Annotated in this window: 18 protein-coding genes; 10 read left to right on the top strand and 8 right to left on the bottom strand. The window is 69.7% G+C overall.

Annotated elements, in window-relative coordinates; all coding sequences use genetic code 11:
- The first annotated feature begins 264 nt into the window (after positions 1-264).
- The 5 genes from ACFO8M_RS07075 to ACFO8M_RS07055 all read left to right on the top strand — a co-directional run bounded on the left by ACFO8M_RS07075 (position 265) and on the right by ACFO8M_RS07055 (position 9305).
- Complete coding sequence (locus ACFO8M_RS07075) at positions 265-2202, top strand: glycosyltransferase family 2 protein (protein WP_387972517.1); 1938 nt, start codon at positions 265-267, stop codon at positions 2200-2202.
- Positions 2199-3803: a glycosyltransferase gene (locus ACFO8M_RS07070; RefSeq protein ID WP_387972514.1), complete on the top strand. Its 1605-nt coding sequence runs from the start codon at positions 2199-2201 to the stop codon at positions 3801-3803. Before ACFO8M_RS07075 ends, ACFO8M_RS07070 begins: the two co-directional genes overlap by 4 nt.
- Positions 3800-5353 (top strand): glycosyltransferase, encoded by a 1554-nt coding sequence (locus ACFO8M_RS07065; RefSeq protein ID WP_387972511.1) that lies wholly within the window; start codon positions 3800-3802, stop codon positions 5351-5353. Before ACFO8M_RS07070 ends, ACFO8M_RS07065 begins: the two co-directional genes overlap by 4 nt.
- Positions 5354-5565: 212 nt before the next feature.
- Complete coding sequence (locus ACFO8M_RS07060; protein ID WP_387972508.1) at positions 5566-7656, top strand: glycosyltransferase family 2 protein; 2091 nt, start codon at positions 5566-5568, stop codon at positions 7654-7656.
- Entirely contained in the window at positions 7653-9305 is a 1653-nt protein-coding gene (locus tag ACFO8M_RS07055; RefSeq protein ID WP_387972505.1) for a glycosyltransferase family 1 protein, read from the top strand. The genes ACFO8M_RS07060 and ACFO8M_RS07055 overlap by 4 nt, the downstream gene beginning before the upstream one ends.
- Here ACFO8M_RS07055 and ACFO8M_RS07050 read toward each other — a convergent pair.
- The 6 genes from ACFO8M_RS07050 to ACFO8M_RS07025 all read right to left on the bottom strand — a co-directional run bounded on the left by ACFO8M_RS07050 (position 9218) and on the right by ACFO8M_RS07025 (position 17502).
- Positions 9218-9829 carry a hypothetical protein gene (locus ACFO8M_RS07050; protein WP_387972502.1) on the bottom strand — a complete coding sequence of 204 codons (612 nt, stop codon included), beginning with the start codon at positions 9827-9829 and terminating at the stop codon, positions 9218-9220. The two genes, ACFO8M_RS07055 and ACFO8M_RS07050, sit on opposite strands and share 88 nt — an antisense overlap.
- A 133-nt stretch (positions 9830-9962) precedes the next feature.
- On the bottom strand, positions 9963-12290 hold the full coding sequence (locus ACFO8M_RS07045; RefSeq protein ID WP_387972499.1) for an acyltransferase family protein: 2328 nt from the start codon (positions 12288-12290) through the stop codon (positions 9963-9965).
- Positions 12291-12544: 254 nt separating this feature from the next.
- A complete protein-coding gene (locus ACFO8M_RS07040; RefSeq protein WP_387972496.1) occupies positions 12545-14293 on the bottom strand; it encodes an ABC transporter permease in 1749 nt (582 codons plus the stop codon).
- A complete protein-coding gene (locus ACFO8M_RS07035; protein WP_387972493.1) occupies positions 14280-15335 on the bottom strand; it encodes an iron-containing alcohol dehydrogenase family protein in 1056 nt (351 codons plus the stop codon). The genes ACFO8M_RS07040 and ACFO8M_RS07035 overlap by 14 nt, the downstream gene beginning before the upstream one ends.
- On the bottom strand, positions 15335-16063 hold the full coding sequence (locus ACFO8M_RS07030; protein WP_387972489.1) for a phosphocholine cytidylyltransferase family protein: 729 nt from the start codon (positions 16061-16063) through the stop codon (positions 15335-15337). The genes ACFO8M_RS07035 and ACFO8M_RS07030 overlap by 1 nt, the downstream gene beginning before the upstream one ends.
- Positions 16064-16278: 215 nt before the next feature.
- Positions 16279-17502, bottom strand: a complete 1224-nt coding sequence (locus ACFO8M_RS07025) for an NADP-dependent isocitrate dehydrogenase (RefSeq protein ID WP_387972486.1) — start codon at positions 17500-17502, stop codon at positions 16279-16281.
- Positions 17503-17815: 313 nt separating this feature from the next.
- Between ACFO8M_RS07025 and ACFO8M_RS07020 the strand changes: the two genes are divergently transcribed.
- From ACFO8M_RS07020 to ACFO8M_RS07000, 5 genes are all read left to right on the top strand, one after another.
- Positions 17816-18913: an ABC transporter permease gene (locus ACFO8M_RS07020; RefSeq protein ID WP_387972484.1), complete on the top strand. Its 1098-nt coding sequence runs from the start codon at positions 17816-17818 to the stop codon at positions 18911-18913.
- Positions 18913-19812 carry an ABC transporter permease gene (locus tag ACFO8M_RS07015; RefSeq protein ID WP_387972481.1) on the top strand — a complete coding sequence of 300 codons (900 nt, stop codon included), beginning with the start codon at positions 18913-18915 and terminating at the stop codon, positions 19810-19812. The genes ACFO8M_RS07020 and ACFO8M_RS07015 overlap by 1 nt, the downstream gene beginning before the upstream one ends.
- A gap of 4 nt (positions 19813-19816) precedes the next feature.
- Positions 19817-20890 carry an ABC transporter ATP-binding protein gene (locus tag ACFO8M_RS07010; protein WP_387972478.1) on the top strand — a complete coding sequence of 358 codons (1074 nt, stop codon included), beginning with the start codon at positions 19817-19819 and terminating at the stop codon, positions 20888-20890.
- Complete coding sequence (locus tag ACFO8M_RS07005) at positions 20844-21968, top strand: ABC transporter ATP-binding protein (protein WP_387972475.1); 1125 nt, start codon at positions 20844-20846, stop codon at positions 21966-21968. The genes ACFO8M_RS07010 and ACFO8M_RS07005 overlap by 47 nt, the downstream gene beginning before the upstream one ends.
- Positions 21969-22038: 70 nt before the next feature.
- A complete protein-coding gene (locus tag ACFO8M_RS07000) occupies positions 22039-23826 on the top strand; it encodes an ABC transporter substrate-binding protein (RefSeq protein WP_387972472.1) in 1788 nt (595 codons plus the stop codon).
- 196 nt (positions 23827-24022) lie between these two features.
- On the opposite strand, the gene ACFO8M_RS06995 is transcribed toward ACFO8M_RS07000, so the two are convergent.
- On the bottom strand, positions 24023-24193 hold the full coding sequence (locus tag ACFO8M_RS06995) for a hypothetical protein (RefSeq protein WP_387972469.1): 171 nt from the start codon (positions 24191-24193) through the stop codon (positions 24023-24025).
- Positions 24194-24404: 211 nt separating this feature from the next.
- Entirely contained in the window at positions 24405-26324 is a 1920-nt protein-coding gene (pknB, locus tag ACFO8M_RS06990; RefSeq protein ID WP_387972466.1) for a Stk1 family PASTA domain-containing Ser/Thr kinase, read from the bottom strand.
- Between the last annotated feature and the right edge of the window lie 70 nt (positions 26325-26394).

Below are 26394 nucleotides of genomic sequence, written 5' to 3'. Positions count from 1 at the left end.
TATTGTCGACAATCCGATCGTGTTTGCCTTCCGACGCATGTGCCCTAATCATTCTTTGTGGGATGTGGGGCGTCCTAGCGCTCTAAACCTGGTCATACATGTCTGATAGTCTCGAAACCCCCGGCCAGATCGGAATGTTTTTCGCAATATGACCGAGATCGTCCCTGTTCACTTGCATGCCGCCTCGTGCACTTCCCCGGGACACCGGGAACCGCTGCCCGCAGGCTTCCCCGCTCCGCTGGACGCGATCCCAGGGAGGAAACGATGACCACGCTCCCCTCTGACGAGTACGTCGCGGCCGCGCTGCCGCGCGTCGCCGGGCTGCCGAGCGGCACGGTGCTCGACAGTGCGCTGCGGCTCCGGTCGCGGACGGGACGACGGCTGCTCGCGGCGCTCGCCTGCCCGGAAGGGCGCACCGAGGGCGGGTACACGGGGTTCGACGAACGGGCGAAGTCCTCGAAGCTGCACCTGCCCGCGTACTGCGATCTCGCGTACGCGCTCGCGGTGCAGCCGCTCGACGACGGGGATCATGAAGCGGCGCTTGCCATGTACGGGCGGGCCAAGCGCGTGCTCGGCGAGTCGGTCCCCGAGCGGGACCAGATCGCCCACGTGCGCCTCGCCGCGCACTACGGGGACCGGGCGCTGCTCGAATCGCTGCGCAAGGTGTACGCGCGCGTGCCCGAGTCCTGGTGGCACGCCGCCGAATACGCGGTCCGGCGCGCCGAGGCCCCCGAGGCCGTCGGCGACTGGCTGCCGGCGTTCCTCGAGTTCGCCGAGTGGGGCGACATCGCGCTCGCCGAGACCGGGCCCGAGGCGAACCTCCTGGCCCGCTTGGCGCCGTCCAAAGTGAAGCCGGTCGAGGACGGCCCGCTCATCTCGGTCGTCATGACCTGCTACCGGCCCGGATCCGAACTGCTGACGGCGGTGCGGTCCGTGCTCGCGCAGTCGTGGCAGCGCCTGGAGCTGCTGCTCGTCGACGACGCCTCCGGGCCCGAGTTCGACGCGATCCTCATCGAGGCGGCGGCGCTCGACGAGCGGGTGCGGCTGCTGCGCCAGCGGGCCAACGGCGGCACCTACCGGGCGCGCAACCGCGCCATCGGGATCGCCGAGGGCGCCTTCGTGACCGGGCTCGACTCGGACGACTGGGCGCACCCGCGCTGGCTCGAGCGCCAGGTGGCGCCCCTGCTGGAGGACGAGAACCTCATCATGACGGTGGCCGAGGGCATTCGCTGCTCCGAGGACCTCGAGCCGGCGATCTCGCCGGTGCTGCGCCTGACGGAGACGCGTTCGACCTCGATCATGTTCCGAGCCGAGGAGGTCCGCGAGCGCGTCGGCTTCTACGACACCGTCGTCAAGAGCGGCGACACCGAGTACAAGCTGCGGATCCAGCGGACCTTCGGCAAGGAGCGGGTGCACACGCTCGAAGGGGTGCGCCTCACGATCGTGCGCCAGCGGCCCGGGTCCCTTTCGGAGGGCGACGTGTCCGCCGGCTGGGTGACGCCCGCGCGGTTCGCCTACAGCTGCGCGTTCAAGCACTGGCACCGGCGGATCCAGCAGGGCCGGTCGCAGCCGTTCGTCGCGGCCTCCGCGCCCGAGCGGCCCTTCCCCGCGCCGATGCAGTTGCTGGCGTGGGACGCGACGCCAGAGCGGTTCGACCTGGTCGTGGTGGCCGACTGGCGGCGCACGGACACGGCGCGGCGCGAGCTGCTGGAGCGGGCCGCCGCGGCGGCCGCGGACGGCGCGACCGTCGGCCTCGTCCACTACGTCGCATGGGAGCGGCTGGACGCCGAGCTCACCAGCATCACGCCGCAGGTGCTGTCGTTCGCCGCCGAGCACGGCCTGGTCTTCGCCGACCTCGAGCGTTCTAGTGTGGACACTCTGGTGGCGGCCGACGATGCGCTGCTCGTCGGGCTGCGGGAGGACTACCCGGCCGTGGGCGACGCCGAAGTCGAGGTGGACCGTGAGGTCAAGACTCCGGCGGTGCCCGCGCCGGTTCGCCGCGGCACCCGCATGAAAGTCAAAGACCTGTTCCTCGGCGTGGTCGCGTCCTGCGTGCTCGTGCTCGTGCTCGTCGCCGTGCTGGCCCTCGTCTCGGGCTACGCCCCCGCGGCGGCCCTGAGCGTGGTCTCGACCGGCCTGGCGGCGGCCTCGGCCATCGGCGCGCTCCTCGTCGTGCTCGTGACGGGAAGGGTCCGGCGATGATCCGCGTCTCCCCGAAGGCGAAGCGCCTCAAGGGTTTCGTCAAGCGATGCCTCGCGCTCGGCCCCGCCCCGTTCGCAGCGTTGGCCGGGCTCGCGGCCGCCGTGCTCGCCTTCGCGCTGATCACGGACCGCACCGTGCTCCTGGCGGTCGCGGCAGCGGTGGCCGTGCTGGAACTCGGACTCGTGGCGGCACTGCTCGCGCGGCTCCTGCACGCCGTCAAGGAGGCCGCGGTCGCGCCGATGACCGCGCCGGTGGCGGTCAGAGCCGAGCGGCCCGCGGCCCAGGCCCCCACCGAGAAGCTGCCCGCGCGCAAACTCCGGCCGCTGCGCCGGTGGATCGCGCGGTTGAACAGCGGCTTCTCCGCGACAGCACTCCCGGTGATGTACGAGTACGCACGCAACGAGCAGGGCACCTACGCGTTCCGGCTCGCGATGTTCGAAGGGATCGTCGACTGGCGGGACCGCCGCCTGCGCGAGCGCAGGGAGCCCGTGCGCGGGCACTTCGACATCGTCCTCGTCTCCAACCTCAACCTCCTGGGCGGCACCACCGCCTCCAACGCGGAGGAGATCAAGGCCTACCGCGGCGCGGGGCTCTCCGTCGGACTCGTGCACCACCCGGTCTACGAGTGGAACACCGGCCGGGAGGTCAACGCCAAGATCACCGAGCTGCTCGGCGAGAACGTGGTCCTCCTCAAGGACGGCGACGAGGTCACCTGCGACCTCATGATCATCAGGTTCCCGCCCGCGCTGGGCCGCCTCCTCGACGACCGCCCCAAGATCACCCCGGCCCGCACGGCGCTGCTCATCAACCAGACCCCGTTCGAGTCCTACGGGCCCGACGGCGGCCGCCACTTCTCCTGGGACATCGCCGCAGTGCGCGAGAACCTCGCGGCGTGGGTCGGCGACAGCACCTGGTACGCCATCGGCCCCACGGTGCGCGAGACCCTGGAACGCCACCACGCGGACGAACTCGCCGGCGTGGACCTCGCCGACGAGTACTGGTTCGGCGCCCTCGACCCCGACGTGTGGCGCCGCGACGGCCGCCGCGAGGACGACGGCGTCATCCGCATCGGCCGCCACTCCCGCGACCACCCGCTGAAATGGCAGACCATCGCCGAGGACCTGCGCGCGAGCCACCCGGACGCCGAGGACGTCGAGATCCACGTGCTCGGCGGCACCGACTCGCCCGCGCGCGTGCTCGGGCGGCTTCCCGAGAACTGGACGGGCTACCCGTTCGGGTCGATGGGCGCGGCCGAGTTCCTCCACACCCTCGACGTCGCCGTCTACTTCACCGCCGAGGAGTACGTCGAGGCCTTCGGCCGCTCCCCCATGGAGGCCATGGCCGCGGGGCTCCCCTGCGTCATGCCGCCGCGGTTCGAGCCGCTGTTCGGCGAAGGCGGCCTCTACTGCGAACCCGAAGAAGTCGAAGCGCTCGTGCGGGCGCTCATGGCCGACCCCGAGCGGTACCGGCGGCAGTCCGAGCGCTCGCTCGCCACGGTGCGCGAGCTCTTCTCGCACCAGGCGCTGCTGCGGCGCGTCGCCTCACTCGGCGTGCGCCTCCCCCGCGAGACGGCCGTGGAACTGGAAGGGGCCCAGCGATGAACGCCGGATCGAGCGATCGCCGCCGTGTCAGGGCCGTGCTCGGCGGGTCGTGCGCGGGCGCGGTCTGCGCCGCCGCCGCCGTACTGCTGCTGCCGCTGCCGGCCGCGATCGCGGCCGTCGGAGCGATCATCGCCATCGAACTGACCGCGGCCGGCGTCCTGCTGGCGGCCGTGCTGCGGCGCGCCCGCAACCTCCGCGTCCGACGCGACCTCGAACGGACCGCCGCCGTCGCCGCCGACGCGGACCTCGACGTGCTCGTCGACGACCTCGCCGAGGAACGGACCCGGTACCACGAGAAATGGGCCGCGCGCCTGCGCCACGGCTACTCCGCGAGCGCCCTCGAACCGCTGCTGAAGACGGCCCGCAACCGCGAGAACCCCGCCGAATACCGGCTCCAGGCACTCGAAACCCTCGACTCCTGGTTCCAGGACGAGGAGCGCGCCCACCAGGCCCGCGCCGACCGCTCGGTCGACGTGCTCATCGTGTCCCACTTCGGACTCCCCGGCGGCAACACCTCCGCCAACGTCGCCGACATCACCGCGCTCACCCGCGCCGGGCTGCGGATCGGCCTCCTGCACCACCCGGTCTACCGCTGGGACGTGTCAGTGCCGATCAACCCGAAGATCGCCGAGCTCATCGACGGCGACCAGGTCGTGCTCGTCGACGCCCACGACACCGTGCGCTGCGACCTCACCGTCGTCCGGCTGCCCACGATCATGGAACGCCTCATGGACGACCTTCCCGAGATCGACACGGCCCGCACCGTACTGGTCGTCAACCAGGTGCCGTTCACCTTCTACGACGCCGACGGCGGCCGCCGCCCGCAATGGGAACCGCGCGCCGTCCACGAGACCGTCCAGGGCTGGCTCGGCGACCACACCTGGTACCTCATCGGCCCCGAGGTGCGGCGCACGCTCGAACGGCACCACCGCGACGAGATCGACGGCATCGACATCGCCGACGAGTACTGGTACGAGATCATCGAGGCCGCCGAATGGGCCCGGCCCGCCCGCCGCACCGGCGACGGCCCGATCCGCATCGGACGCCACACCAGGGACGCCCCGCTGAAATGGCCCGAGACCCCCGAGAAGCTCCTCGCCTGCTACCCGGACGCACCCGAATTCGCGGTGCACTCCCTCGGCGGCGCCGCGACCCCGCTCGAACTCCTCGGAACCCTGCCTGGCAACTGGGTCGACCACCCGTTCGGCGCGATGCCCGCCCGCGAGTTCCTCCACGAACTCGACGTCTACGTCTACTTCGTCGCGGACGACTGCGTCGAGGCCTTCGGCCGCTCGCCGCTCGAAGCCATGGCCGCCGGTGTGCCGTGCATCATGGACCCGCGGTTCCAATCGCTCTTCGGCGAAGCCGCGATCTACTGCGAACCCGGCGAGGTCGCCAGCACCGTCCGCAAGCTCATCGACGAGCCGGGCGCCTACGAGGCCCAGGCCGAGCGGGCATCGCGGAAGGTCCAAGCCGACTTCTCCCCCGACGCGCTGGTCCGGAGGATGATTCGCCTCGGCGTCACGCCGACACGCGCGGGCGACGACTGACCGGAGAAGCGGGCGTGGGCACTCCAGGCATCCGTCGAATACAGTTGTCCCGGCTGGGAATCTCGGCCCCGCATCACGTCCCCGAGTCCCCGCACCGTGCACGGCCACCGCTCGCGACACAATAAGCGGACGGTCGCCGAACATTACAGTGATGGCACGGCACACCCACGCCAGTCCGCTCCCGTCTCGATGTCAGCATGGTCGAAAAACGCATGGTCGAATCTGAAACCCGCAGCAACGCCCCCGCCCCGCCCGGCCCTCCGTCGCAACGCGCCGCGGCCGACGCTGACGGGCAAGCCACCGCCCTGCTCGAGCGGCACCTCGCCGAGCTCGCCGCGCAGCCCCCGGCCGCCGCATACCGGACCTACGTCAGGACCAGGTCGCCGCTGCTCATCGATCTGCTCACGCGGACGGCGGCCCCGGACCACACCTACGACGGCCTGCTCAAGCTGATCCGCTCGGACGAGCCGTTCAGCACCGCCGGCTTCTCCCCCGACCACGTGGTCGCGCTCGCGGGCGCCGCCGCCAGGCACCGGGACTTCGCCGACGGCTACGCGCTCTACCGCTTCGCCGAGAACGTCCTCAGCGCCGACATCCCCGGCGAGCACCAGCTGCACTACGCCGAATGCGCCTCCGCCGTGGAAGGCAGCGCCGCGGCGCTGCTCGAACGCTTCGACGACCTCACCCAGGTCGCGCGGCTCAGCCTCGCGGCCGAGGACGCCCACCCCGCGCACGGCGGCGACGAACAGGAGTGGCTGCGCGCCTTCGGCACCGCGATGGGCATGGCGGACCTGGAACTGGTCCCCGACGACACCCGGACCTACTTCGACCGCCTCACCACCGGGATCACCGACCAGGTCAGCCGGAACGAGAAGATCTCGATCGTCATGACCTGCTTCCAGCCGAACGACGCCATCTTCACGGCCGTCGACTCGATCATCGCCCAGACCTGGCAGAACTGGGAGCTCATCGTCGTCGACGACGACTCCGGCGCCGAGTTCGACGCGATCCTCGGCCAGGTCGCCGAACGGGACGAACGCATCCGCGTCCTGCGCCTCCCCGCCAACTCGGGCACCTACCGGGCCAGGAACCGCGCGTTCGCCGAATGCAAGGGCACGTTCATCACCGGCTTCGACTCCGACGACTGGGCGCACCCGCGCTGGCTCGAACGCCAGGCCGAGCCCCTGCTGCTGGACGGGGGCGTGATGATGACCTTCTCCAGCTGCGCCCGCGTCAAGGAGAACCTGAGCCTCATCAACACCGGCCGCCCGATCCACGGCCCCCGCTCGACCTCAGTGCTGTTCCGCGCCAAGGAGGCCCGGGAGCGCATGGGGTTCTTCGACGCCGTGCGCAAGGGCGCCGACAGCGAGTTCCACTTCCGGTTCAAGGCCGCTTTCGGGCGCCGCGCGGTCAAGAAGCTCGACGGGGAGATCCTCACCCTGATCCGGCTCGGCTCGAGCACGCTGACCTCCCGCGACATCGGCTACGGCTGGCAGCACCCGGCCCGGTTCGCCTACCGCTCCGCGCACCACCACTGGCGCGGGCGCATCGCCGCCGGCGACTGCGAGCCGTACATGGCCGCCGACGCGCCCGAGCGCCCGTTCTACGCCCCGGCGCTGATCCGCGGGGAATCGCTCGAAGGCACCCGCTTCGACCTGCTCGTCGTACTCGACTGCCGGTTCTGGGAACCGAGTCAGCAGCAGGCGATCGCCTTGGCCCGCAAAGCGGTCGCCGAAGGCCGCAAGGTCGGCGTCACGCACATCGAGTCGCTTCTGCGCCTGCGCGAGGACCTGCGCTACTTCCGGCCCGAGATCCTCGACTTCCTGAACGAGCCCGAAGTGCGGGACTCCGGCGCCGAGTTCGTCGCCGCCATGGACGTGGTGTCCACCGAGGAACTGGTGGTGACCGACCCCTCGCTGTGGGAGGGCCGCGAGGCCGAGTTCGGCCTCACCGGTTTCGACGACCTGGAGATCTGGGACGCGAGCATCGGCGCCACGGCCGAGTCCGGGAAGCGCACCGAGTTCGCGGAACGGCGCAGAGTCCGCGCCGTGGAACGGGTCGGACGCCTCGCCAGGCGCGCCCGCCGCCGCGTGCACCTGCGCGCCCTGCTGCGGACCGCCGCGGCCGCAGGCGCGCTCCTGTGCCTGCTCGCCGCCTCCAGCTGGTTCTGGGCCGACCTCGACTCCGCACTGCTGCTCACGTTCGCCGCGACCGCGGCACTGCTGGCGGGGGCGGCGATCGCGATGACCGCGCCCGGATTCCGGCGCATCCAGTCCTTCATAGACAGGATCTCTTCGAAGTGACCGCGACATCCGCCGTCCGCAATCTGAGCCCCCGCCGCCGCGCGGCACTGTCCGGAGCCGGGCTCACCGCCGCCGTCGGCGTCGGCGCGGTGCTCGCCTACACGGCCCCGCCCGCGGTGTACGTGCCGTACATGGCGGCGGTGCTGTGCGCGGAGGCCGTCGTGGTGGCCCGCACCGTCAAGCGCCGCATGGTCGAGACCGGTTCGGCGAACCTCCGGGAACTGGTGTCCCCGCGCAACCGCCGCCACCGCCAGCGCCGCGAGCGGGAGGCCCGGCGCCTGAACGCCGAGCTGCGGCTCCTGCGCGACCGCCTGCAGGCGGGCTTCACCGGTGAGACGACCGAGCGGCTCGAGGAGATCGCGGCCGACACGGCGGTCCCCGCCGCTTCACGCTCGTGGGCGGAGCGCATCCTCGCCGACTGGCGTGTGCGGCCCCCTCGCGCCGCGGACACGGCGGTCCTCGCCGACGGGCACTTCGACGTCCTGTTCGTCTCGAACTTCAACCTCGGCGGCGGCACCACCCAGAGCAACCGCAACGAGATCGAGATGCTCAGGGCCGCAGGCAAACGGGTCGGCCTGATCCACCATCCGCTGCACCAGATGCACAGCGCCCGCCCGATCAACGCGAAGATCCTCAGCCTCGTCGACGGCGACCGGGTGCGGATGATCGAAGGCTCGCCGAAGCTCTCCTGCGACCTGCTGCTCATGCGGTTCCCGCCGTTCGCGGACCGGCTGCGCGACGACCTGCCGGAGATCGACGCCGCCCAGAAGGTCCTCGTCGTGAACCAGGCGCCGATGACCTACTACAGCCTCGGCACCGGCCACCGTCCCGTGTGGGACGTCCAGACCGTGCACCGCAATCTGCACGGCTGGATCGGCGACCACCACTGGCGCACGGTCGGTCCGCTCGTGCACCAGGCGCTCGTGGACTGCCACGGGAAGGAGCTCCACGGCGTCGACCTGTCGCCGGAGCACTGGTACCCGTCGTTCGACACGGCGGCGTCGCAGTGCCGCGACGAGTCGCCCGTGCCCGCGGTCGCCCGCGTCGGGCGGCACTCGCGGGACCACGTCTCGAAATGGCCGGAGCTGGCCGCCGACCTCCGCAACGCCTATCCCGAGCGCGAGGACGTCGCGATCCGCGTGCTCGGCGGCGCCGACTTCCCGCGCCGGATCCTGGGGCGGCTGCCGCGCAACTGGTCGGCCACCGCGTTCGACTCGGTCGACGTCGGCGAGTTCTTGCGGCACTTGGACTTCTACGTCTACTTCGTGAACTCGACGCTGCTGGAGGCGTTCGGCCGCGCCCCCGTGGAGGCGATGGCCGCGGGGCTGCCGACGATCCTGCCGCCCCGCTTCCAGCCGGTCTTCGGCGACGGGGCGCTGTACGCCGCGCCCGGTGAGGTCGCCGGGATCATCGGGGATCTGCGCGCCGACCACAACCGCTACCTGAAGCAGCGGCGCGTCGGACTGGACACTGTGGAGCGTCTGTTCAGCCATGAGGCCCACCGCGGTCGATTCCGATCGCTCGGCATCGACCTCGACGGGCCTCGGTTAGCGGCGGTGGATCAGGCGGCCGGGGAGGCCGCCGTCCACTCCTCGGGGAACGGGAACGAGGAGGTCAGCTCGGCGCAGGCGGTGTTGACCTGGCCGTAGTGGGAGTCCCACATGCAGGTGATGTTGATCAGGTACTGGCCGGCGAAGACGAAGTGGTCCTGCCACTTCACCTCGACCTCGTTGATGACCTTCTCGCCGTACCGGTAGATCCCGTCCTCGCGGTGGACCAGGGTCGGGTAGAAGTTGTCCAGCGAGATGGCCTGGTCCAACTGCTTGAAGTAGTCGGTGACGAGCGCGGCCTGGCTCTCGTATTTGGACGTGTCCGCGTCCGGGTTCAGCAGGTACGAGGTGACCATGATGCGGTCGAGTCCGCCTTCGGCGCCGGCCACGAAGAACGTGTACGTGACGTGGTCCTCGGAGAAGAAGATCTCGCGGTCCGCGCCCGTGGTGTCGGCGGTGAAACCGTTCGGCGGCGTGAGGGCGAGCTCGAGCGGAGCGGTCGGCGCGGGCGCCTCGGACGAGGAGTCGCCCTGCCCGGTCGGGTCGTCGGTGCCTCCGTCGCCGGTGCAGGCCGCGGCGGCGAACAGCAGGACCAAGGTCGCCAGTGCGGTCAACCTGCGCATGGGGCTTTCCTCTCAGGGGGACTCTGACTCCCCGAACGGGGAAGGGATCGATACACACTGTACCAAGACCGGGCTACGGTCCCGGTCCCGCGACGAGCCCGACGCGGGACCGATCGCAGGACCGATCCGCAGCTCACAGCGCCGGTAGTGCGTCGCCCAGGAGGGTGCTGAGGGAGCGCGCGTACGGGGTGCTGATGTGGTGGGAGTCCCGGTACACCAACGTGCTCTCGGTGATCACCGGGCATTCGCCGGAGATGCAGAACCAGCCCACGGTCTCGACGACATGGGCCCCGGCGTCCTGCGCCGCGGCCATGGAGGCCTCGCGGTTGCCGGAGTCGTCCATGGCCTTGGCGTGGTCCAGGACGCACTCCTGGACCTCGTCCTGGTTCACGGAGATGCACTCGGGGATCGAGTCGCCGGTGGGGCTGCGGGGCGTGTCGGTGAGCGTCACCGCCTGGCCGGCGGACGCGGTGATCCGGTCCAGAGTGCTCGTCCAGGCGTCGGCCCACGCTTCGGGGCTCTGGTCCTCGCTGTCGGAGAGCGAAGGCGAGTCCTCGCCGCTGAGGATCACCATGGCGGGCTTGATCTCGTCGATCTCGTCGAGGACGTTGTCGCGCCACTCGTCGCATTCGGTGTAGTCGCGTTCGAGGATCGAGTTGTACGGGGTGATGTCGGCGGGCGTGCAGGAGCTCTTGGTGCGGGCCAGGAGCTTCCAGCCGTTCTCCTTGGCGACCCGGATGACCGCGGGGAACCACTGCGCCGCATGGGAGTCGCCCATGAGGACGATGGTGGTGTCGCTTTCGAGGTCAGCGTAGGCGCATTCGCCCGGCGGCTCGGTGGCCTCGGCGTCGACGTGGCATTCGTCTTCGTAGATGACCGGCGCGTCGGCGTCGGCGCCCGTGAGCGAGGGCTCGAGGTCCGCCGGGACCGAGGTGATCGCGAGGCCCTCCTGGAGGCGCTTCTCGATCTCGGTGACGTCCTCGGCCTCTTCGACCGCTTCGAGGTCGACCGGCGCTTCGTCCTCCGGCGGGACCTTCGCGAAGGCCACCGTCATCGTGATGACCATGGCGATGCCCAGGAGCGAGCAGGCGACACCGGTGACCAGGCCCCACATGTTGCTGGCCTTGATGGGCCGGGAGTTGCGGATGGGCTCTTCGACGTACTGGTAGGAGAGCTGCGCGACCGCGACGGCGGCGACCATCAGGACCACGTTCAGGCCCAGGGAGGGCTCGGCGTCCACGGCGAGCGGGATGAGGATGAGGATCGGCCAGTGCCACAGGTAGAGGCTGTAGGAGATCCGTCCGAAGAACTGGAACGGGCCCGTGCCGAGGAGCGAGGAGACGGGGTTCCCGCCGGTGCTCGTGCCCGCGATGATGAGGAGCATGGTGCCGACCACCGGCAGCAGCGCGGTGTACCCGGGGAACGGCGTGGCGTCGTCGTACAGGACCCCGGAGGCGACGACCGCGGCGAGCCCGGCGACGCCGAGCGCCCACGCGAGGTACTTCGGGGTCTTCTTCAGGGTCGGGAGGATCAGGGCGAGGAACGCCCCGGCGGCGAGCTCCCAGATGCGGGTGTGCGCGGCGTAGTACGCGACGGGCTGCGCCTGCTGGGTGACGAGCACCGACAGGACCAGGCTGATGGCGAAGATCGCGGCGCAGGCGGCGATCCCGATGTTCACGAGCTTGCCCGGGTGGCGCTTGACCAGGAGCAGCAGTCCGATCAGGAGCAGCGGCCAGATCACGTAGAACTGCTCTTCGACCGCCAGGGACCAGAACTGCTGGAACGGTGAGGGCATCTGGTCGGCGTTGAGGTACTCGGTCGACTCGGCCACGAACCGGTAGTTCACGATGTAGACGATCACGGTGAACGCGTCCTGCATGACCGCTTCGAGGCGGGTGACCGGGAACCACAGCCAGGCGCCGAGGACCGTGGCGATGGTGACCAGGCTCGCGGCGGGCAGGATGCGGCGGGCCCGGCGGGCGTAGAAGCCCGCGATGGAGATCTTCCCGGTGTCGAAGACCTCCTTCACCAGGAGCGAGGTGATGAGGAACCCGGAGAGCACGAAGAACACGTCGACGCCGACGTAACCGCCTGCGGCGAAACCGAATCCGGCGTGCGAGAGCAGGACGAGGAGGACCGCGACGGCGCGCAGGCCCTGGATGTCGGGGCGGAACCCGACGCCCTCCCAGCGGGTCCGGCGCGGCTGGTGCGGTTGCTGCTGCTGCGGCGCGGACAGCGGCGGCGCGGGCTGGCGCGGGTGGCCGCCGGTGTTCGGCGGCATCGTCGGCGGCGCGGGGGTGCGGAAGGCGGGGCGCACCGGATAGGGGCTGGGCGCGGTGCGGGAGCCCGCCGACGGGGCGGCGGCCATGCCGGCGGTGGTCGTCGGCAGATGGAGGGTCTCCTCGTTGACTCCGGGCCCGGCGGCGCTGTGCGGGGGCCTTGGGGCCTGGGGCGAGGTCATAGTGCAGGTTTCTCCGTCTAGGGATGGCCGGGGCGCAACGAGTCGCCTCATACTAGGCGTTCCCTTCCCGCCGGGGGGCCGCGTGGTGGCCGACCCGACTAATCGGGCACACCGGAAGGGGGTCGCTCTTGCTGCCATCGTACCGATGGACGCCCGCCGCGGCTGTACCGCGCTTGATCGCTTCGGGCACTTCGGCAACGGGGCCTGAACGCGAAGCGGCCCCGACCGGTTTCCCGGTCGGGGCCGCCGCTTGCTCAGAGCGCCTTGAGGACGCGCGGTTCGACCTTGTAGAAGATCCAGCGGCCGAAGAACATCAGGAACGTCGAGAAGCCGATCGCGACGCACAGCTGGTAGGTGTTCGGGGCGAATTCGGGAATGAACACCGCGCGGTGCATCGAGAAGATGCCGATGAGCGGGTTCGTCGAGAAGACGTCGAACAGCCAGGGGTTCTCCTTCATGGTGGGCGCTTCGGAGACCTTGGTGACCGGGTAGATGATCGCCGAGGCGTAGAAGAGCACGCGCATGACCAGCGGCAGGAAGCGCGAGACGTCCTTGTAGAGGACGTTGAGTCCGGCGAGGATGAACGTCATGCCCGCCAGCAGCATCGTCTGCACCAGGATCGCGGGGATCAGCCACAGCAGGTTGAACCCGAACGTGCCGCCCTGCCAGACCGCGACGGCCAGCAGGATCGGGAAGCCGACCGCGTATTCGGCGAAGCGCGCGAAGACCTTCGAGACCGGGAAGACCTCTCGGGGGACCTTCATGACGGTGATCAGGGCCGCCTGGCCGCCGAGGGACTTCGCGCCCTCGTTCACCGCGGAGCTGAACCACTGGTAGGCGAAGATGCCCGAGACGATGAACAGCAGATACCCCACGCCGTCGGGCATCGCCTTGCCGCCGCCGAAGACGAGGTCGAACACGAACCAGTAGATGACCGTCAGGCCGAGCGGTTCGATGAGCGACCAGAGATAGCCCATCACCGTCGACTGGTACTTGACGGCGAGGTCGCGGCGGACCAGGACCGACAGGGCGTACCGGTGGCGCATCAGCGCGGTGAAGCCGGTCGTCAGCGGGAACTTCCGCTTGAGCGGCTTGACTTCAGCGGTCTTCGTGCCGTGAATGGGGCCTTCTTCGCCGCGAGCCGAGTCGAGGAAGGCCGGGAGTTCGGCGGTGTCGTCCATGTTCCGGCGGATCGGGGACGCCCCGGCCATCGGCATGTCGCGGCCCGGTTCGGGCCGGGTCGCGTACGGCGCCTGCGGGACCTGCCCGGCCTGGTTCGCCTGGGGCGCGGCCGCGGGAGGCGGCGGGGGCTGCTGCGGCTGGTAGTGGCCGGGCTGTCCCTGCGGCTGGCCGTACGGGTTCGGTTGCCCCGGTTGGCCGCCGGAGGGACCGTGCGGCGCCGGAGCGCCGTAGGGCTGGGGCTGCCCGGGACCCTGCGGCGCGGGCGGTGAGCCGTAGGGCTGCTGCTGGCCCGTACCGGGCGGCGGGGGCGGGGTCGGGCTGCCGTACGGCTGCCCCTGCTGCTGCCCTTGCGGCGCACCGTAAGCGGGGTTCGGGGCCGGGCTCGGGTGCGGCGCGGGAGCGCCGTAGGCCTGCTGCTGCTGCGACGCGGGCGCGGCGTACGCGGCAGGACCGTAGCCCTGGCCCTGGCCCTGGGGAGCCTGCGGCGCGTAGCCCTGCGGCGGCGTGGCCGACTGGCCTGCGGGCGGCGGGGTCGCCTGCTGGCTTCCGGGCGGCGTGGACGCGGCCGGGGCCGCCTTCGGGGCCTTGGGGGCCTTGGGAGTCGGGGGGCGAGGAGTGATGCCCGGCGCCGCCGTCGCCGGCGGGCTCGCGAAGGCCGCCGAACCTGAGCTCATGCCTCCCGGCGGGTATCCCGCGGGGTTGGCCGAAGGCCCGGGGCCGAAGCCGCTTTGCGAAGCGGCCGCATCGGAGTTCTCCGGGCTCCCGTCGCCGTCTCCGGCCTGGCCGGAGACTCCGTCGGGGTGCGGGCTAATCGAGCTCATGCATCATCTCCGTCAGGTGTCGCTCAAGCGCCACCGAGTCCAGTTCACGATGTTCGAGAATCGTATAACGGCCTGGGCGGGTCCTCGGCGCGTAGGCCACCGCTGTGGCGAGCTCTTTGGTGTTCAGCCCGAGTTCACTTGCGGTGCGCGGCAGTCCGTGCCGCTTCATCACGGCCGAAAGTTCCTTGAACAGGGCTTCGTCCCCGCGCAGCCACGTGCAGATGAGGGCGCCCAGCGCGCCTTGCGCCCCATGGGAGGCCAGGCCGGGGTGGAGCGCCTCGAGCGCGTGCGCGATCTCGTGGCAGCCGCCGGAGCAGGGCCGGGACGATCCGGCCATGCTGGAGGCGAGGCCGCCTTGGATCAGCGCGTCGGCGAGTGTGGCCAAGAACGCGTCGTCGCTGATGCCGCCCGGGTGTCGCAGCACCGCTTCGGCCCCGGTGCGGGCGATGGCGGCGGCGAGACCGTCGACGGGTTCGCCGTTCACCTCGTGCGAGAGCTGCCAGTCCGCGACGGCGGAGAGGTTCGTCAGCGCGTCGCCGATGCCGGACTGCAGCTGGTGCGCGGGGGCCTGGCGGATGAAGTCGAGGTCGGCGAGGACCGCGAGCGGCGGGTGGACCCCGTAGGAGACCGAGATGCCGTCGCGTTCGAGCGAGGCGGTCGGCGAGGCGAGGCCGTCGTGGGCGAGGCTCGTGGCGACCGAGACCATGGGCAGGCCGAGGTCGGACGCGGCCCATTTCGCGGTGTCGAGGAGCTTGCCGCCGCCGATGCCCACGAGCGCGTCGACCCGGTGGTCGTCGCGCAGCCGCTTGGTGAGCTCTTTGGCGCTGTCGAGGCTGCCGGGGGTGACGGTGTGGACCGTGGCGTCCGGCAGGTGGTCGAGCTCGGCCGCGATCGTCTCACCGAGGCCGGGACCGAGCGCGACGGCGACGCGTCCGCCCGAGGAGATCCGGCTGTCGGCGAGCAGCTCCGGCAGGCGCGCGACGGCGCCGGACGAGACCTCGACCGTGATGGGCGCCAGCACAGTCCGTGCGAAAGTGGGCACTACAGGCTCTTCGCGATCTCTTTCGCCGCGGCCCAGTCGGCGTGGTCGTCGACCTCGGTCCAGGCGACGGGTCCGGTCGAGACGGTGCCGATCTGCCCGGCCTCGGCCAGGAGCTGGTAGGCGTCCTCGTAGTAGAGGGTCGAGTCGCGGTTGAAGGTGGCCTCGAGGGCCTTGGTGAGGTCCTCGGCGAGGGCGGCCGGGATGAGGCTGACGCCGATGTACTCGCCCGCTGCGGCCTCGATCGACTGCAGCTTGTGGATGAGGTCCACGCCGCCTTCGCCGACGCGGACCTTCATGGCCTCGTCGGTGAGCGTCTTGTGGTCGTCGAGGGCGAGGAGGAGCCGCGGGTCCGTTTCGGCGGCGGCGAGGAGGTTCCGCTCGATGCTCGTGGGGTGCACGGTGTCGCCGTTGACCAGCAGAGCACCGGACTTGTACGCCTCGCGGGCGGTCCACAGCGAGTAGGCGTTGTTCCAGTGCGGCTTGTCGTTGTCGACGATCTCGACGGTGACGCCGTAGCGCTCCTCGAGGACCGGGGCGTGCTCGCGGATCTTCCCGGCGGCGTGGCCGACGGTGATCGCGAGGTCGGTGATGCCGACCTCGGCGAGGCCCCGCACGATCGTGTCGAGGATCGTCTCCGTCCCGGTGACCGGCAGGAGGGTCTTGGGGAGCTCGTCGGTGTCGGGGCGCAGGCGCTGCCCTTGGCCGGCGGCGAGGATGACGCCTCTCACGTGATGGCTGCCTTCCGATAGACGGGTGGAACCCGCCTAGTTTACAAGTCCCGAAAGGGGGGAGGCCCCTGCCGAGTGTGCGCCTGCACACGTCGGCCGGGGCCTCCTACTGGGAAGGGCGACAAACGCGAAGCTTGCGAGCGGTTCAAGACGCTCGGTCGCCGAAACGGTCGCCGCTTCCCTCTGCAACGAGCCTCGGTCGGCCCGGTTGCGCACTACTTGGAGGCGACGGACTTGGCGAGGTTCTCCGACAGCGTGTCGAGGAACGCGTCGGTGGTCTGCCACTCCTGCTCCTTGCCCACGAGCAGCGCGAGGTCCTTGGTCATCTTGCCGCTCTCGACGGTGTCGATGACGACCTTCTCGAGCTCGTTCGCGAACGCGGTGAGCTCGGCGGTGCCGTCGAGCTTGCCGCGGTGGGCCAGGCCCCGGGTCCACGCGAAGATCGAGGCGATCGGGTTGGTCGAGGTCGGCTTGCCGGCCTGGTGCTGGCGGTAGTGGCGCGTCACGGTGCCGTGCGCGGCCTCGGCCTCGACGGTCTTGCCGTCGGGGGTCATGAGCACGGAGGTCATGAGGCCGAGCGAGCCGAAGCCCTGCGCGACGGTGTCGGACTGGACGTCGCCGTCGTAGTTCTTGCAGGCCCAGACGTAGCCGCCCTCCCACTTCATGGCGGCGGCGACCATGTCGTCGATGAGGCGGTGCTCGTAGGTGAGGCCCGCCGCGTCGAACTCGACCTTGAACTCGTTGTCGAAGACCTCCTGGAACACGTCCTTGAACATGCCGTCGTAGGCCTTGAGGATCGTGTTCTTGGTGGAGAGGTAGACCGGGTAGTTCCGGGCCAGGCCGTAGCGGAACGAGGCGCGGGCGAAGTCCTCGATGGACTTCTTGTAGTTGTACATCGCCATGGCGACGCCGCCGCCCTCCGGGTACTCGGCGGCCTGGAACTCGATCGGCGCGGAGCCGTCGGCCGGAGTGAAGGTGACGGTGAGGGTGCCGGGGCGGTCGACCTTGAAGTCGGTGGCCTTGTACTGGTCGCCGTGGGCGTGGCGGCCGATGATGATCGGCTTGGTCCAGCCCGGGACGAGGCGGGGCACGTTGCTCATGATGATCGGCTCGCGGAAGACCACGCCGCCGAGGATGTTGCGGATGGTGCCGTTCGGGGAGCGCCACATCTTCTTGAGGCCGAACTCCTCGACGCGGGCCTCGTCGGGGGTGATGGTGGCGCACTTGACGCCCACGTTGTACTGGGCGATCGCGTTGGCGGCGTCCACGGTGACCTGGTCGTCGGTGGCGTCGCGGTGCTCGATGGAGAGGTCGTAGTACTTGAGGTCCACGTCCAGGTAGGGGTGGATCAGCTCGTCCTTGATCTTGCTCCAGATGATGCGGGTCATCTCGTCGCCGTCGAGCTCGACGACCGGGTTCTCAACTTTGATCTTGGTCATGGTCTCGCTACCTCTCCTTGCGCTTACCTGCGCTCACGCCGCGCCTGGGTTGACTGCGCCTAAGACGGCGCCGGAGCCCACGCTCCTAACAGTACGAGCGTACTGGCTTTACCGTGGAAGCCCGCGCCCACCCCCGGGAGTCAATGGTCACAGCACGGACGCTCGGATAACGATTCCGTCTCAGGGCTGGCGTGCCCCGGGTCACGACGGGTAGCTTCTTTAACTAGAAACAATCTTTCCAATTTGTTTCGGCCCCCGATACCTGGAGCTTCGCCAGCCGTAGCCCCTACGACGCACGAAGGAGTGCACCGAGGTGACCGCACCTGTCGCACCCACTCCGCAACCAAGCGTTGCGGACGGTACGCCGCCCCGCAGCGCCGCCAGCGTGGTCCGGCGCATCTGGACCTCCTATGCCTTCCGTCGGATCCTCCAGTCCCTGTTCGTGATCTGGCTGGTCTCGACGATCACGTTCCTGCTCATGCAGTTCATGCCCGGCGACCCGATCGAGATCATGGCCGGGCGCCTCAACAGCGCGGGCATGTCGCACGACCAGGCGCTGGCCACGGCCGCCAACCTCGTCAACTACGACCCGAACGCCTCGATCGGGAGCCAGTACCTCGAGTTCCTCAAAGGCCTGGTCACCTTCGACCTCGGCAACTCGCTGACGAACCCGAGCAAGACCGTGGTCGAGCACGTCATGGAGTACCTGCCGTGGACGCTGTTCGCGGTCGGCGCCGGCGTCGTCCTCGCGGTCATCATCGGCCTCTCGGTCGGCATGGCCATGGCCTACCGGCGCAACTCCGGCTTCGACCACGCCATGACCTCGATCGGGTCCTTCCTCACGGGCGTCCCGAACTACATCCTCATCGCCGCCGTCGTCGTCATCGGCTACACGGTGCTGGGCGTCCTGCCGTTCCTCGACATGCGCGGTCGCATCACCGCCGGGGTCGAGCCGGGCTTCGACTTCGTGTTCTTCGGCGACGCGATCTTCCACGCGCTCCTGCCGATCCTCGCCTTCGCGTTCACCGCCACCGGCTCCTTCATGCTCAACATGAAGGCCGCCACCACCGAGGTCCTCACCGAGGACTACGTGACGGTGGCCCGCGCCCGCGGCCTCAAGCCCGGCCGGATCTCGCGCAGCTACGTGGGGCGCAACGCGCTCCTGCCCGTGATCCCGCAGATCGCGCTCCAGATGGGCACGCTCGTGGGCGGCTCGATCGTGATCGAGCAGATCCTCGACTACCCCGGCGTCGGCCAGATGCTCATCAGCGCCATCTCCGACCGCGACTACCCGGTCGTGCAGGCCGCCGTGATCATCCTCGCGACCTCCGTGGTCATCGCCAGCCTCATCGTCGACCTCATCCTCGTCAAGGTCGACCCCCGCATCAAGTCCGAAGGGCAGGACGCGTGATGACCGCATTGGACGCAAGCATCGCCAAGCCCCGCAAGCAGTTCGGGGAGACCTTCCTCGGCCGGCTGTGGATCGGGCTGACCCGCTCCCCCGCCGGCTTCGCCGGCACCGTGCTGGTGCTGCTCATCGTCGGGTTCTCCTTCATCGGGCCGCTCCTGGTCGACCAGGACAACCCCACCGACGCCACCAAGATCTGGCTCGAGCCCTCCTCCGAGCACTGGCTCGGCACCGACTACCAGGGCCAGGACACCTTCACGATCCTCGTGAACTCCGGCGCCGAGCCGATCTGGGTCGGCACGCTCGCGGCCCTCATGGCCGTGTTCGTGGCCGTCGTGTTCGGCTCGGTCGCGGGCTACTTCCGCGGCCGGATCGACGCGGTCCTGCTGCAGCTCACCGACGTCACCGTCACGATCCCGCAGTTCCTGCTCATGCTCGCGGTCGTCGCCTTCTTCGAGAACATCCCGCCCTGGGGGATCGCGGTCGTCGTCGGCTCCACCATGTGGGCCTTCCTCTTCCGCTCGATCCGCGCGCAGGTCATGTCCCTCAAGGAACGCGAGTTCGTGGAAGCCGCCCGGCTCCAGGACCTCGGCACGACCCGCATCGTCTTCCGCGAGATCCTGCCGAACATGGCCGGGTTCATCTTCGTCAACTTCGTGATCTCGGTGAACCAGGCGATCTACGCGATCGTCGGCCTCTTCGTGCTGGGCCTCATGCCCTCCGGGACCCCCAACTGGGGCTTGATGATCCACCAGTCGTGGAGTCAGAACTTCTACCTCAACCCGGTCACGCTGCCCTACGTCATCCCGCCGCTGATCATGATCGTGCTCTTCACGATCGGCCTCGTGACCATGGGCCGCGGCCTCGACCAGGCCCTCAACCCGCGCCTCCGGGAAAGGTGAGACCATGAGCGACCCGATTCTCAGCGTCCGCGACCTCGCGATCGCCTACAGGACAGGCCGAAAGGAGTCGGTGACCGCCGTCAGCGGCATCGACCTGGACCTCTACGAGGGCCAGTCCCTGGCCCTCGTGGGCGAGTCCGGCTGCGGCAAGACCACGCTCGGCCTCGGCCTGCTGCGCCTGCTGCCGAACCTCGGCGAGATCACCTCCGGCTCCCTCACCTACCGGCTCAAGGACGGCTCCACGGCCGACCTGCTGCAGATGAAGAAGGAGCAGCTGCGCCGCTTCCGCTGGAGCGAGGCCGCGATGGTGTTCCAGGGCGCCATGAACGCCTTCAACCCGGTCATCAAGATCGTCGACCACTTCGCCGACACCCTCCGGGACCACTCGGACGGCAAGAAGTGGACGAAGAAGGCGGTCGAGGAGCGCGCCGGGGAACTGCTGGAGACCGTGCGGCTCGACCCCGACCGCGTGCTCCAGTCCTACCCGCACGAGCTGTCGGGCGGCATGAAGCAGCGCGCGCTCATCGCGCTCGCCATCGCCCTCGACCCGCAGGTGCTCGTCCTCGACGAGCCGACCACGGCCCTCGACCTGCTCACGCAGCGCTCGATCGTGCAGCAGCTCCACGAACTGCGGGGGAAGTTCGGGTTCACGATGGTGTTCATCACCCACGACCTCGGGCTCGCCGCCGAACTGGCCGACCGGGTCGCCACCATGTACGCCGGGCGCATCATCGAGACCGGCTCGGCGCGCGACATCTTCCACGCGCCCAAGCACCCGTACACGGCCGGGCTCATCAACGCGGTCATGCCCGTCAAGGGCGACCGGCCCGCGCTCGAGTCGATCCCGGGCTACCCGCCGAGCCTCAAGGCCATGCCGGACGGCTGCGCGTTCAACCCGCGGTGCGCCTTCGCCACCGACGAATGCAGGCGGGACCGCGTCCCGCTCAGCCTCCTGACGGAACGTCCGCTGGCGATGGACCACTCGGTGGCCTGCCTCCACCACGACCAGGTCCGGCTCTCCGGCAGTGCCAATGATCGGCTCGCAAGCCTCGCCGAAGGAGAAAAGGCCAATGTCTGAGACCCCGCTGCTCAAACTGTCGGGCCTGGAGCAGGTCTTCGACACCAAGAAGGGCCCCGTCGCCGCCGTCGGCGGCGTCGACCTCGAAGTCAAGCCCGGCAAGGTGCTGTGCCTCGTCGGCGAGTCCGGCTGCGGCAAGACCACCACGGCCCGCGCCGCCGCCGGCCTCACCCGGCCCACCGCGGGCGCGGTCGAGTTCCGCGGCAAGGACATCACGCAGATGTCCGCGAAGGAGCGCACCGCCTACCGGCGGTCCGTGCAGTACATCCACCAGGACCCGTACGCCGCGCTCAACCCCACGCGCACCGTCTACTCGACGCTCAGCGCCGGACTCAAGCGCCACGGCATCGTCAAGAGCCGCACCGAGGCCCGCGCCAAGGCCGCCGAGCTCCTCCAGCTCGTCGAGCTCACCCCGCCCGAGTCCTACCTGGACTCGTACCCGCACCAGCTCTCCGGCGGCCAGCGCCAGCGCGTCAACGTCGCCCGGTCACTGGCGATGAACCCGGACCTGCTCATCTGCGACGAGTCGACCTCCATGCTGGACGTCTCGATCCGCGTGAGCCTGCTCAACACCCTGGGGCGGCTGCGCGACGAGCTCGACGTCGGCTTCCTGTTCATCACCCACGACCTGGCCGTCGCGAAGTACTTCGCGTGGGACGGCGAGATCGCGGTCATGTACCTGGGGAAGGTCGTCGAGCACGGCCCCACCCCGGAGGTCATCGGGAACCCCCAGCACCCGTACACCAAGGCGCTCATCGGCGCGGTGTGCGAGCCGGACCCGGACCTGGCGAAGGCGAACCGGTCCGCGGTGGGCCTGCGCTCGGCGGAGATCCCGAGCCTGACGGCGCTGCCGTCCGGCTGCGCGTTCCATCCCCGCTGCCCCGCTTTCGAACCCGGCGTGTGCGACACCTCCGAGCCGTCCCTGCGGCTCGCGGACACCTCACCGGAGCGCAAGGGCCGCAAGGTCTCCTGCCACATCGTGGCGCGCGACATCGCGCGCGCCGCGCCTTCAGACCGGACGCTCACCTTCGACGCCGTACCCGGCTCGCGACGTCCCGAACCGGAGTCGGCGATCTGACCGCCGGAACCGGGTTGTTCCTCATCTCGATCAATTTATTGCCCTCAACATTAAGTGAAAGGAAGCGGCGATGACCTCTCAGCAATTCGAGCTCAGCCGACGTCGGCTCATGCAGGCGGTCGGCCTCGGCGCGGGCGCCGTGGCGACGACGAGCGTGCTCGGTGCCTGCCAGGCCAAGGGCTCGGACGACGAAGGAGCGTCCGGCAAGTTCGTCTACGTGTACCCGTTCGACGTCACCACGCAGCACTACAACGCGGCGATCAACAACGCGGCGCTGCTGACCTCGGCGCCGAACGCGGAACTGTTCATCCCCCGCCCTGCGGTCCTCAACTGGGACACGCAGGAGTGGATCCCGCAGCTCGCCGAGTCGGTCGAGATCGCGGACAAGACCCTCACGATCAAGCTCCGCTCCGGCATCAAGTGGACCGACGGCAACGACGTCACCGCGAAGGACGTCGTGGGCACCATCTACCTGCAGAAGCTCAACGCCGCGCAGGGCACCGTCGGGTGGGACCAGTTGGAGACCGCGACGGCGGACGACGACCTCACCGTGACCGTCCAGTACTCGGCGGTCTTCCCCGGCGTCGAGCACGGCGCGCTCAAGGTGCAGGTGCTGCCGTACGCGCGTTACGGCGAGTGGATGGACGAGTCCGCGACGCTCGTCGCCGCCGGTGCCGTTCAGGGCTCCCCGGAGCAGTCGGCGCTGGCCGAGAAGATCGCCGCGGAGGACTTCAAGGACGCCGAGGGCGGGTTCATCTCCTGCGGCGCCTACAAGTTCGACGAGATCGGCGAAACCGTCATCACGATGTCGGTGCACGAGGACGGCCTGTTCGCCGACCAGGTGAAGTTCGCGACCTTCGAGATCCAGAAGGGCGACAACGCCGCGTCGGTGCAGTTCCTGCTCTCGAGCGAGGTCGACTACTCGACCCAGGTGCTCGGCGCGACCGACCGCCAGACGATCGCGGGCGTCGAGGGGCTCAAGGAGCTGTCGACCCCCGGTTACGACGGCATCGGCCTGATGCTCAACCAGGGCCGCTTCCCCGAGTTCGCGGACGTCAACGTGCGCAAGGCGATCCAGTACGTCTTCGACACCGAGTCGATCGGCGAGATCGCGAAGGGCGCGGGCGGCTACTACCTGCCGGCGACCTTCTCGGGCCTGGCCGACCCGCACGCCGAGGGCCTGTTCGACGACGTCGAGCTGGAGTACTACTCGGTCGACCACGCCAAGGCCACGAGCCTGCTCGAGGGCGCGGGCTGGAAGAAGGAGTCCGACGGCTGGCACAAGCCGGACGGCTCGCTCGCCGAGTACACGATCATCGGCGTCGAGGGCTGGACGGACTTCTCGCTCTCGGGTGAGCAGGCGGCGGCGCAGCTGACCGAGTTCGGCCTGAACGTCAAGTACGAGAACGTCCCCGACGACAACCCGTGGGGCATCTGGGGCGCCGGCGACTTCGACATCGCGGTGCGCCAGTGGGCGAACCCGTTCGTGCCTTACGTCTACGGCGCCTGGCAGATGACCTGGTTCACCGACAACTCGCTGACCGCCGACGCCCCCGGCATGGGCGTGCCGGTGACCGAGGTCGTGACGGCGACGCAGGGCACTGTGGACGTGAACGCGCTCTACCTCCAGTCCCAGCAGGGCACCGAGGAAGAGCAGATGGCGGCGCACAAGATCCTCGGCGTGGTCTTCAACGAGACCCTGCCGCGCCTGCCGCTGTTCCTGAACCAGCGCGTCAGCTACGCGATCGAGGGCGCCCGCGTCGACAAGGTCGACCCGGGCGACTACGAGCTCAACGACATCTACTTCGACAACCCGATCATGGTCCGCATCCTCGAAGGCGGCATCGAGCCCGCTTAGGCTGCACCCCTCAAGGACGTATGATCCCGCTCCCCGGGCGACCTGCTCGCGCCCGGGGAGCACCCGTGCCCGTTCCAGGTGCGAACCCGGAGCGCCGCCGCGCAAGACCGAGGCGGGTCAGCGCGGCGAACAAGAGAAGCGGGGCCCCGGCCGGGAATTCCGGTCGGGGCCGCGCTGCGTGTCCGCTTGCGAGGGTTCAACCGCCGCGCAGCGCGATGGCTCTGGCCTTGGCTTCGACGCTGGGGCGCATCGGGTCGGTGCGCCAGGCGGGGTGCCATTCCTCGCGGTCGCCGGGCGGTTCGGTGAAGACGGCGATGAGGCGGGGTCCGGCCTTGGTCTCCCGGCGGCCGACTGCCCAGCGGCACACCGGTGATCGCCATCGCCCGCACCGCGTTCGATGCCGCCGACCGCTGCGTCGAAGTCACCGAGATGATCATCGACGCGAGCGCCTACGAACTCGAGTACCACGCGAAGATCTGACCCACGAGCGCCGCCGGGTTCGCCCCGCCTCACCCTCAAGACGAGTAAGGGCCCCATCGCGAAGCGATGGGGCCCTTACTCGTTCGTTCTCGTCTGCGCTAGTTCTCGTCATCGTTGCAGGGCGGCGTGTCCAGCGGGTTGCTGCAGGTCTCGTCCGGCGTCGACGTGGTCTCGCCGCCGCCGCCGCCGTCGTCCACTTCGGCGGCGGTGATGGTGACCGAGGAGTCGGGCGCGACGGCCATGCCGCTGGTGATCTCCCCTGCGTCGTTGGTGACGCTCTCGATGGTCTCGGCCGCGGCGTCGCCCTCGATCGTGGCGGTGAGGCCCAATGCGGTCAAGCTGTCCGCGAGCGCCTGCGGCGTCGTCGTGGCGTCCCAGGTGATCACCACGCCCTGGGCGGTGATCTTCACCGTGGTGCCCTCCTCCTCGGTGGAGCCCTCACCCGGGTCCTGCGCGTAGACGACGTTCAGCGTGTCGCCGCCGTTGCCGTACTCGACCTCCGCGTTGAATCCGGCCTCCGAGAGCGTGTTCTCCGCGGTCTCGACGGTCATGCCGAACACGTCGGGAACGGTGGCCTGGCCGCCCGAGGAGACGGTGAGCGTCACCTCGTGCAGCGGGTCCACCTCGGTGCCGCCTTCGGGATCCTGGCCCAGCACGGTCCCCTCGGGCGCCGTGTCGGGCTGGTTCACGCGTTTGACCGTGAGACCCTGGTCCACCAGTGTCTCCTCAGCCGTCTCGAAGTCGTCACCCACGACGTCCTCGACCTTGACCTTCTCTGGGGCGATCTTGACGGTGAGCGTCACCGTGTCGCCCTCGTCGGCCTCGGTGCCGCCGGCGGGGTCCTGGTCGGTGACCTTCCCGATCTCGGGATCGTTCGGATCGGTCGCGGCCACCGGTTCGACGGTGACCTCGAAGCCGTCGGCCTTGAGCGTGGCCTCCGCGTCCGCTTGGAGTTCGCCTCTCACGTCAGTCACCGTGACCTTCTGGGAGGTCTCGAGCATCTGCATGATCCCCCAGCCGGCCGCGGTGACCGCGACGAGCGCGAGGATCACCCCCAAGGCGATGAGCCACGGGCGGCGCTTGCTCGAGGAGGTCGCGATCGGCGTGATCGGGGCCGTCGCGTCGGCGCCGCCGGCGAGCAGCTGCGTCCGGTCGCCCTCGCTCATCACCGCGGGGGCCATGACGGCCTGCCCGCGGGCGGCGCGGATGAGGTCCTCGCGCATCTCCCCGGCCGAGTGGTACCGGTTCTCGGGGTTCTTCGCGAGGGCCTTCATGATCACGGCGTCGACGGAGGCCGGGACGTTCGGGTTGAGCTCCGAAGGCGGCCGGGCCTCCTCGCGCACATGCTGGTAGGCCACGGAGACGGGGTTGTCGCCGGTGAACGGCGGGTGCCCCACGAGCAGTTCGTAGAGCACGCAGCCGACCGCGTACACGTCCGAGCGGGCGTCGACGGTCTCGCCGCGGGCCTGCTCGGGAGAGAGGTACTGCGCGGTGCCGATGACCGCGCTGGTCTGGGTCATGGTGGCCTGGTTGCTGGCGAGCGCCCGGGCGATGCCGAAGTCCATGACCTTGACCTGGTTGGTGTCCGAGAGCATCACGTTGCCGGGCTTGACGTCCCGGTGGATGATGTGGTGCTTGTGGCTGAAATCCAGCGCCGAGCACATGTCGGCGACGATCTCGCAGGCCGTCGCGGAGTCGAAACGGCCCTCCTGGATCAGGACCTCTTTCAGGGTCCGGCCGTTGACGAACTCCATCACCATGTAGGGGATGCCCATGTCCTCGCCGGTGTCGAAGACGGCGACGATGTTCGGGTGGTTGAGCGACGCGGAGTTCTGGGCCTCGCGCTGGAAGCGGATGAGGAACGACTCGTCACGGGACAGGTCGGCCCGGAGCAGCTTCACCGCGACATCGCGGCCGAGACGCAGGTCCCGGCCACGGTGGACTTCAGCCATCCCCCCGTAGCCGACGACCTCGCCGATCTCGTATCTCCCGCCTAGCAGGCGGGGCTCTGTCGTCATCGCGTTTTACGTCCTCGTGTTCCGTTCATCGCGGCTTGATTCTAATCGCTATAACAGGCCCGAAAGCCCG

The sequence above is a fragment of the Glycomyces rhizosphaerae genome, from assembly GCF_042647865.1.
Classification (GTDB): domain Bacteria; phylum Actinomycetota; class Actinomycetes; order Mycobacteriales; family Micromonosporaceae; genus Glycomyces; species Glycomyces rhizosphaerae.
The sequence above is the reverse complement of the archived record's forward strand: the minus strand, read 5'-3'. Positions and strand labels throughout refer to the sequence as shown.

What these genes read in the sequence shown, in the direction of transcription:
- ACFO8M_RS07045 (WP_387972499.1), bottom strand. Translation starts at nt 12,290, where the DNA reads ATGACCTCGCCCCAGGCCCCAAGGCCCCCGCACAGCGCCGCCGGGCCC.
- ACFO8M_RS07060 (WP_387972508.1), top strand. Translation starts at nt 5,566, where the DNA reads ATGGTCGAATCTGAAACCCGCAGCAACGCCCCCGCCCCGCCCGGCCCT.
- pknB (WP_387972466.1), bottom strand. Translation starts at nt 26,324, where the DNA reads ATGACGACAGAGCCCCGCCTGCTAGGCGGGAGATACGAGATCGGCGAG.
- ACFO8M_RS07050 (WP_387972502.1), bottom strand. Translation starts at nt 9,829, where the DNA reads ATGCGCAGGTTGACCGCACTGGCGACCTTGGTCCTGCTGTTCGCCGCC.
- ACFO8M_RS07065 (WP_387972511.1), top strand. Translation starts at nt 3,800, where the DNA reads ATGAACGCCGGATCGAGCGATCGCCGCCGTGTCAGGGCCGTGCTCGGC.
- ACFO8M_RS07000 (WP_387972472.1), top strand. Translation starts at nt 22,039, where the DNA reads ATGACCTCTCAGCAATTCGAGCTCAGCCGACGTCGGCTCATGCAGGCG.
- ACFO8M_RS07075 (WP_387972517.1), top strand. Translation starts at nt 265, where the DNA reads ATGACCACGCTCCCCTCTGACGAGTACGTCGCGGCCGCGCTGCCGCGC.
- ACFO8M_RS07015 (WP_387972481.1), top strand. Translation starts at nt 18,913, where the DNA reads ATGACCGCATTGGACGCAAGCATCGCCAAGCCCCGCAAGCAGTTCGGG.
- ACFO8M_RS07070 (WP_387972514.1), top strand. Translation starts at nt 2,199, where the DNA reads ATGATCCGCGTCTCCCCGAAGGCGAAGCGCCTCAAGGGTTTCGTCAAG.
- ACFO8M_RS07010 (WP_387972478.1), top strand. Translation starts at nt 19,817, where the DNA reads ATGAGCGACCCGATTCTCAGCGTCCGCGACCTCGCGATCGCCTACAGG.
- ACFO8M_RS07040 (WP_387972496.1), bottom strand. Translation starts at nt 14,293, where the DNA reads ATGAGCTCGATTAGCCCGCACCCCGACGGAGTCTCCGGCCAGGCCGGA.
- ACFO8M_RS07005 (WP_387972475.1), top strand. Translation starts at nt 20,844, where the DNA reads ATGATCGGCTCGCAAGCCTCGCCGAAGGAGAAAAGGCCAATGTCTGAG.
- ACFO8M_RS07025 (WP_387972486.1), bottom strand. Translation starts at nt 17,502, where the DNA reads ATGACCAAGATCAAAGTTGAGAACCCGGTCGTCGAGCTCGACGGCGAC.